This window comes from Agrobacterium sp. CG674 (assembly GCF_053521645.1).
This window is the reverse complement of record NZ_JBNWDZ010000003.1, coordinates 650,957-658,001: the sequence shown is the minus strand read 5'-3', so window position 1 is coordinate 658,001 and position 7,045 is coordinate 650,957. Positions and strand designations below refer to the sequence as shown.

At 54.3% G+C, this 7,045-nt stretch carries 10 protein-coding genes; 4 read left to right on the top strand and 6 right to left on the bottom strand.

The window, feature by feature from the left end:
* Positions 1-95 precede the first annotated feature (95 nt).
* Positions 96-377: a polymorphic toxin type 15 domain-containing protein gene (locus ACQZ51_RS12405; RefSeq protein WP_448777554.1), complete on the bottom strand. Its 282-nt coding sequence runs from the start codon at positions 375-377 to the stop codon at positions 96-98.
* A 222-nt stretch (positions 378-599) separates the two neighbouring features.
* Here ACQZ51_RS12405 and ACQZ51_RS12400 point away from each other — a divergent pair, with 222 nt between their 5' ends.
* Positions 600-1,394, top strand: a complete 795-nt coding sequence (locus tag ACQZ51_RS12400) for an SDR family oxidoreductase (RefSeq protein ID WP_448777552.1) — start codon at positions 600-602, stop codon at positions 1,392-1,394.
* A gap of 46 nt (positions 1,395-1,440) precedes the next feature.
* Here ACQZ51_RS12400 and corA read toward each other — a convergent pair whose 3' ends face one another.
* Entirely contained in the window at positions 1,441-2,406 is a 966-nt protein-coding gene (gene corA, locus ACQZ51_RS12395; RefSeq protein ID WP_448777550.1) for a magnesium/cobalt transporter CorA, read from the bottom strand.
* A gap of 350 nt (positions 2,407-2,756) precedes the next feature.
* On the opposite strand from corA, the gene ACQZ51_RS12390 reads away from it, so the two are divergent.
* Positions 2,757-3,773 (top strand): NADP-dependent oxidoreductase, encoded by a 1,017-nt coding sequence (locus ACQZ51_RS12390; RefSeq protein ID WP_448777549.1) that lies wholly within the window; start codon positions 2,757-2,759, stop codon positions 3,771-3,773.
* Between the two features lie 267 nt (positions 3,774-4,040).
* On the opposite strand, the gene ACQZ51_RS12385 is transcribed toward ACQZ51_RS12390, so the two are convergent.
* Both ACQZ51_RS12385 and ACQZ51_RS12380 read right to left on the bottom strand, forming a co-directional pair.
* Entirely contained in the window at positions 4,041-4,433 is a 393-nt protein-coding gene (locus ACQZ51_RS12385) for a hypothetical protein (protein WP_448777547.1), read from the bottom strand.
* A 168-nt stretch (positions 4,434-4,601) separates the two neighbouring features.
* Positions 4,602-4,871 carry a DUF982 domain-containing protein gene (locus ACQZ51_RS12380; protein WP_448777545.1) on the bottom strand — a complete coding sequence of 90 codons (270 nt, stop codon included), beginning with the start codon at positions 4,869-4,871 and terminating at the stop codon, positions 4,602-4,604.
* A gap of 186 nt (positions 4,872-5,057) precedes the next feature.
* Here ACQZ51_RS12380 and ACQZ51_RS12375 point away from each other — a divergent pair, with 186 nt between their 5' ends.
* Positions 5,058-5,306, top strand: a complete 249-nt coding sequence (locus tag ACQZ51_RS12375; protein WP_042619021.1) for a BON domain-containing protein — start codon at positions 5,058-5,060, stop codon at positions 5,304-5,306.
* Positions 5,307-5,351: 45 nt separating this feature from the next.
* Here the strand turns inward: ACQZ51_RS12375 and ACQZ51_RS12370 are convergent, their stop codons facing one another.
* Both ACQZ51_RS12370 and ACQZ51_RS12365 read right to left on the bottom strand, forming a co-directional pair.
* Entirely contained in the window at positions 5,352-5,801 is a 450-nt protein-coding gene (locus ACQZ51_RS12370) for a DUF192 domain-containing protein (RefSeq protein WP_448777597.1), read from the bottom strand.
* A gap of 35 nt (positions 5,802-5,836) precedes the next feature.
* Positions 5,837-6,415, bottom strand: coding sequence for a cold-shock protein (locus tag ACQZ51_RS12365; protein WP_042619022.1), 579 nt, complete (start codon positions 6,413-6,415; stop codon positions 5,837-5,839).
* Positions 6,416-6,602: 187 nt separating this feature from the next.
* Between ACQZ51_RS12365 and gloA the strand changes: the two genes are divergently transcribed.
* Positions 6,603-7,043 carry a lactoylglutathione lyase gene (gloA, locus tag ACQZ51_RS12360; RefSeq protein ID WP_448777542.1) on the top strand — a complete coding sequence of 147 codons (441 nt, stop codon included), beginning with the start codon at positions 6,603-6,605 and terminating at the stop codon, positions 7,041-7,043.
* Positions 7,044-7,045 lie beyond the last annotated feature (2 nt).

Genomic DNA, 7,045 nt, shown 5'->3' with positions numbered 1-7,045 from the left:
AGACGCTTGAGCGCCTTGCAAATGGCTGGCCTAGCAGCGAAATCCATACCCTTATGCCGTGGAGCTACAGGGCCTGAACGGCCTCAGCTTGCCGCTTACTTTTGAAAAGGTAAAGATGCTCGACGTTGTGCCGCAGGCTGTCCAGGGAGCTCAAACTTCGTGCGATTGGCAAGCCATTTCGTTGGGGTCATAGCGTTGATGCCATTCTCCTGCATTGATAGCTGTCTGTCGTACTCAGTTTTGTTGTAATTTTTAGAGTCGAAGCAAATGGTGACGAACCTGCAACTTCTTTTGATCGACGTATTGTCTTCAGTGCGCGAATTAGGAACTGGAGGTGTATGTGTCTCTTCCTCTTCTTTTACGCGGGAAGCCGCCAACTTCCTTCGCGACCGTTTCAAATGACGGCATGCCGGTAGCAATCGGATGTAGGTTCGGCCTCCATTTCTTGACTGGTTATCCGGGCGCGGGTAGAAAAGATGGGCTCACAGGAGTCTATGACCATGGACATTGCTCACCGGTAGTCCGGACCAGCACCATTGATGTCGCGTGTCAGAACATCGCGCATCTTGAGTTCTCATTCGCACTTTAAGGATCTACTCATGCCCAGACTTGAGGGGAAAACCGCACTCGTAACCGGGGCTGCGCGCGGCATTGGCGCAGCTATTTGCCGCGCTTTCGCTGACGAAGCGGCGAACGTCATTGTCACTGACATCGACGTGGAAGGCGGCCGAGATACAGCAAAGGCCATTGGAGCAACCTTCGTCCGACTTGATGTGTCCTCGGAAAGCGATTGGATGGAAATTGCCCGTGAGTTCCCAAGGATTGACGTGGTTGTCAACAATGCCGGGATCACGGGGTTCGAGGGGCCAGTCGACAGCACTCCGCTTGCTCATGATCCGGAAAACGCTCAACTTTCCGATTGGCGCGACGTCCATGCCGTGAATTTGGATGGGACTTTCCTCGGTTGCCGCTATGCCATCAGGGCCATGCGCCAAAATGGTGCGGGCTCGATCATCAATATCTCGTCTCGCTCAGGCTTGGTTGGAATTCCGATGGCTGCGGCCTACGCCTCATCCAAGGCGGGAGTGCGCAACCACACCAAGAGCGTCGCTCTCTATTGCGCTAGTCAAGGCTTGAACATCCGTTGCAATTCGATCCATCCGGCCGCGGTGATGACTCCCATGTGGGAGCCGATGCTGGGCACAGGCCCGGATCGTCCAGACCGCGAGGCCGCGTTGGTCAGGGACACACCGATGCGCCGGTTTGGAAGGCCGGAGGAAGTCGCTGCACTGGCTGTGTTGCTGGCTTCGGACGAGGCGGCTTACATGACTGGTGCTGAATTGACCATCGACGGCGGTATTCTTGCTGGATCAGCCGCAGCGCCGGGGAGCTAGACAATGGCGGCGCCTTAACATAGCGGACGGCTGTAGGCCATCTGGACTAGAGCCACCGGGCTCGTTTGAAGCGGTAATACAGAATGCCGCAGAGAACGAGGATAACGGCTAGGACGACGTAGTACCCGTATTGCGCCTTCAGTTCAGGCATGTTTTCGAAGTTCATTCCATAGATGCCCGCAATTGCCGTTGGCACCGCCAGGATCGCCGCCCATGCAGCGAGCTGTCGCGTAATCGCGCCTTGCCGCTGTTGCTCCAGAAGATTTGCGGCCTCGAATACGGATGTCACGATTTCACGCAGCCCGATCACCATGTTTTCGACACGCCGAACATGATCGTGGACGTCCTTGAAGAACGGCCTGGCATTGTTGTCGACGCATGGCAGTTCAAGGTGGGCAAGCTTGCTGGCAACTTCCGCCATCGGACCCATCACCCTCTGGAACTTGATGACCTGCCTACGCATTCGGAAGATCCTGCGGATCTGCTCCGGTTCAAGGAAAGATATGAGAACGTGTTTCTCAATCTCCAGAACCCGGTCTTCTATCGTTTCGACCAAGGGAAGATAGCCATCGACGATGAAATCGAGGATGCCATGGAGGACGTAGTCGGGACCATGCGAGAGAAGCTGTGGTGCCTGCTCGAGTTGTTCGCGGAGTTTCTGGTGTGATCGTGCCGACCCATGTCGCACAGTGATGACATGGTTCTGGCCGACAAAGATACAGGTTTCGCCATAGGCGATCCTGTCGTTTTCGAGATACGCGGTCTTGGCGACGACGAATAGCTGGTCGCCATAGATATCGACCTTCGGGACCTGTTTGCCATTCAGCGCGTCCTCGACAGCAAGGGAATGAAGGCTGAACATCGCCTTCAAACATGCCATCTCTTCGACGGTCGGATCTGTCAGCCCGATCCAGACAAAGTCGCCTGCGTTCGTGTCGAAAGGCTGCGAGGAGAGTGTGACCTCATCAGTGCGCTTACCGTTGCGGTATAGATAGGATGCGACGACTGTCATCGTTTTCCGTTTAAGCTCTTATGGCAAGAGGGAATATGGGTGAAGACTGCACGAAGTGAATACACGCGATGCTGACGTAGAGGTAGCGCTTTGAGATCAGTCGCCAACGATTTATGCCTTCTGCCACTTAAACATGACGACTGACAAGACGGGTAAGACAGCGATCAGGCCCCATCTGTGCGCACGACCTCGACGCTGCTGTTGCTATGATTTTTCCGGTGATAATATGCACGCATCGAACTGAAGGGTCGAAAGGTCGCTGTGCGGATGCCAAGCTTCCTCAGACTTGCCTTGGATTTGTTGTAGATGATCCTAAATAAGGAGTCCCACGCATCACCAAGGAGCAGGACATGATTTCCGCGCGTCGTATCCTTCTGGCAAGCAGACCAACAGGTCAGCCTGGACAGGACAATTTCCGTATTGAAGACTTTGAATTGCCAGAGGCAAATGAGGGGGAGGTCACTGTCAGGTCTCTGTATCTTTCGCTCGATCCTTACATGCGTGGTCGCATGAGCGATGCGAAGTCCTATGCTGCACCAGTGCCCATTGGCGGCGTCATGGAAGGCGAGGCGATTTCCGAAGTGGTCAAGTCACGACACAACGGTTTTTCGCCGGGCGATCTTGTCCGGGGAAGGACTGGTTGGAGCAGTAACGCTGTGATCAAAGGCGACGAGCTGCGTGTCGTCGAGACGCACGGCGCCCCGATTACGACATCGCTCGGTTCGCTGGGAATGCCCGGCTTCACGGCCTGGGCAGGACTGAAGTTCATCGGACAGCCGAAGGCAGGGGAAACGGTCGCCGTTGCAGCGGCATCTGGCCCAGTCGGATCAATGGTGGGTCAACTCGCCAAGCTCGCAGGAGCCCGCGCGGTTGGCATCGCTGGCGGAGCAGACAAATGCGCGTTCGTGAAGAACGAACTCGGTTTCGACGCCGTTGTCGATCACCGATCGGACCGGTTCTCGTCTGACCTGCAAGCCGCATGCCCGGATGGTGTGGATGTCTATTTTGAAAACGTGGGCGGACAAGTCTGGGACGGCGTGCTGCCACTCCTCAATCAATTCGCTCGTGTCCCGGTTTGCGGTCTCGTTGCCCACTACAATGGTTCGGGTGCGGCCGATACCGATCGGCTCCCCGCGGCCATGTCTGCGATCCTCCGCAAAAGCATTCTCGTCCGTGGATTTATTCAGACGGAATTCGCGGCTGGACATTTCAACGAGTTCTTGAGCGAAATCGGGCCTCGCATAGCTTCCGGAGACATCCGCTACCGTGAGGACATCGTTGATGGTCTTGAAAACGCACCGGAAGCCTTCATCAGCATGCTGACAGGCGGCAACTTCGGGAAGCTTATCATCAAGATTGCTGATTGACTTTGACAGGGGCTGCTACTTCAGACCCTTTCGAATTGTTCGAACCAGGCTGCACAGTCATTTCGCTCGCTGTTGCCAATTTTCCTCACGACTTCATTCAAACTGAAAACAACGGCGTCGTTGATTCGGTCCGGTGACGGTCTGCCAATTACAGGTGCCTACAAGATGCTCTCAAAATGTTGCACCCCATGACGCCATCAAGAATCATGGAGTGCTCATTGTGTACGATGCGATTCGCCATGGATTGATGGGCCAGGACGATCACTGCTATTTTTTTGGCGTAGCCTGCTTTGCAGGAGCAGATGAGAACTTAAGGCCGCAGCCTTTTCTTCTGGAGGCGTCTTCCACGGCCTGCATTTCGCCCTTCAATCTGGCGACTTCAGCGGCGGAGGCTCCATCGCCGCTGTTGAAGAACAGCGCAGGCCAGAAGAGGACGATCCCGACGGTTGTGAGGGCTGCGTCTTGCCCAGCCTTCTTGTCTTGTACACCTGCAGCGATCGCTGCGCGGCTGGACACCGCTTGAGCTTCGTCCGCCAGTTGGGCGCAAGACAGGTTGTTGTAAAGCGTCGGAGAACCATAGGACGCCGATATGGTGTCGGCCTTTGACGCGCACGACACAGCTCCGACGGCGATCAAGCCGACTGCTAGAATGTTTTTCATGATTACCCCCATTTAACAGGGAGATATCAAGCAGAACTTCAATCAAGAGTCGAGTCAGCGCGCACGGCTTCTACCCGAAGACAGCCGAGTTTCAGGCCGGTTCAGCATTTTACAAGTCCTCCGCCCGTGCGGGGAAAAAGCCAACCTCGCTCACATCAACCGTCAAGCTTAATTAACGTTCAACACATGCGCATGGCTGCTGGCCAGCAGGAAGGATTCACGTGCAGTTTCGAGTTCGCCTTGGCCGGAGATAGCGGCCAGACATGTGCGCCGTGCCGCGTCGTATTCCGGACCATGGTCGTCTGGCCACCGATACATCAGCATATCAAGCGCGACGAGTGGGCTGTAAATTTCAAGCGCCGCGCAACGGGGCAGGTGCACGTGAACGGGCGTTGCCCACTGCGCATGGTGGCAGGGTTCTGTTCGTTGGATGAGCATTGTGAAAGTCCTTTCTAATATACTCTCACGAACAGCGATTTCACATATTAGTTCCTGTTCACGAAAAAAGTGAACGCTAAAGGGGTATCTTTTTTCCAAGATGAATGGAAAATGAATGAACTGAAGATGAACGAAATCACCACAAGGGCGTTATAGACCATATGCCCACATGAAGGAGGCCCGATCATGTTCAACCTATCTGGAATGCAGGAAAGCTTTTTCGGCGAACGTATGGCCGGTGTCTGCCAGGCAATTACATCGGCGCTGGCGTTCGAGTCCGGGCTGGAGAAATCCAATATCTCCGCTTCTGCCGACAATGATATGATTTACCTTGAAGGCACGGCTGACTCAGTTGAGGCGATCGACATCGCTATCAATCTCGCATCGTCGATTTCCAACTGCCGGATCCTGAGCCACATCGAGCCTTGCTACTGAGCCAAGGCGGATGCGCCGGGCGGTCACGCCCGGCATCGCATGCATTTATTGCATGTTGCCAATCTGTTTGCTGCGAACAGTATCGCCGCGATCAATTCCAAGCTGTTTGGCGGTTCCGCCATTTAGCTCCAGCACGAAGCGCACCGGACCGCGTGAGCTGATGATATCTTCCGAGTGAGGAACTGCATTCGCATGGACATGCGTAACCTTTCCATCCTTTGAGATAAACACCATGTCGAGTGGTATCAGCGTATTGCGCATCCACATCGTCACGTCGCGATCAATCTTGAAATCGAACAGCATTCCATCCGTGGGTGCCATGCTCTTGCGGAACATGAGACCCTGCTGTCGCTGTCCGTCGGTGGTCGCCAGTTCAACCGAAAATTCCAGCTTTTTCCCGCTCGATGTCTCGATTGTCAGCGGCTCTTTTGCAAAGCTCTCCTGAGCGTTTGATGAAGCGGTCGTCAAAACGAAAAAAGTGAGTATCGCTACGATACCCACTTTGTATTTCGAAAAAGATAGTTTGTTTATCAATGCGACATTCCCACAGGCGCCGGATTATCCGGGTGAATTTCTGCGGCCATAAGACCTTTGTCTCCGTCACCGAAGCGAACGAGAACGACTTGGCCGGGACGAAGTTCCGCGAGGCCATAGCGGCGCAGCGTTTCCATGTGAACGAAAATGTCCTCAGTGCCTTCGCCGCGCGTCAGAAATCCGAAACCCTTGGTGCGGTTGAACCACTTGACGATAGCGCGTTCCAGCCCGCTTGAGGCTGTTACCTGCACATGAGTGCGAACAGGGGGAAGCTGTGAAGGGTGAACGGCTGTCGATTGATCCATCGAGAGAATGCGGAATGTCTGATAGCCGCGATCTCTGCGCTGAATGAGGGCAACGATGCGCGTTCCCTCGAGAATTGTCTGATATCCGTCGCGTCTCAGGCAGGAAACGTGTAGAAGAACATCCTGCATGCCGTTATCCGGAACGATGAAGCCGAACCCCTTGGCAACATCGAACCATTTGACAACGCCGGTGATCTCGACCAGGTCTACCGCCTCGCTCGAGAGGTCTTCGAAATCGATTACATTTTTCGTCGATATCCTGTCAGCCATTTCCACCCAGCCCCTCTACGCACTTACCACTACCGGTTACTGATTCCCTAAAGATAGATTAACATCTTGGTAACCGTGTCGCGCAAGCCCTAGTTTTTGATTTATCCACCTGCTTTTATGTCTCTGGGCTTGCTCAGGGCTGACTTACCTGCCGTTACGGCAAGTTTAAAATGTGAAGGAGAAGTACATGCGCTATCTGCACACAATGGTTCGGGTAAAAGACCTCGAAAAATCCCTTAATTTTTATGGTTCTGTCTTCGGTCTGGAAGAAGTCCGCCGAATCGAGAACGAGAAGGGGCGGTTTACACTCGTGTTTCTGGCAGCGCCTGAAGACGTTGTCTCTGCACGGGATAATAAAGCTCCATGTCTGGAGTTGACTTACAACTGGGACGCTGAGGATTACACTGGCGGGCGTAATTTCGGCCATCTCGCCTATGAGGTGGACGATATCTATGAGACCTGCGCCAAGCTTCATGCCAGTGGCGTGACGATAAACCGCCCGCCGCGCGATGGTCATATGGCGTTTGTGCGCTCGCCGGACGGTATCTCTATCGAAATATTGCAGAAAGGCGCAAGCCTTGCACCAGCAGAACCATGGATATCAATGGAGAATACCGGCGCCTGGTGATA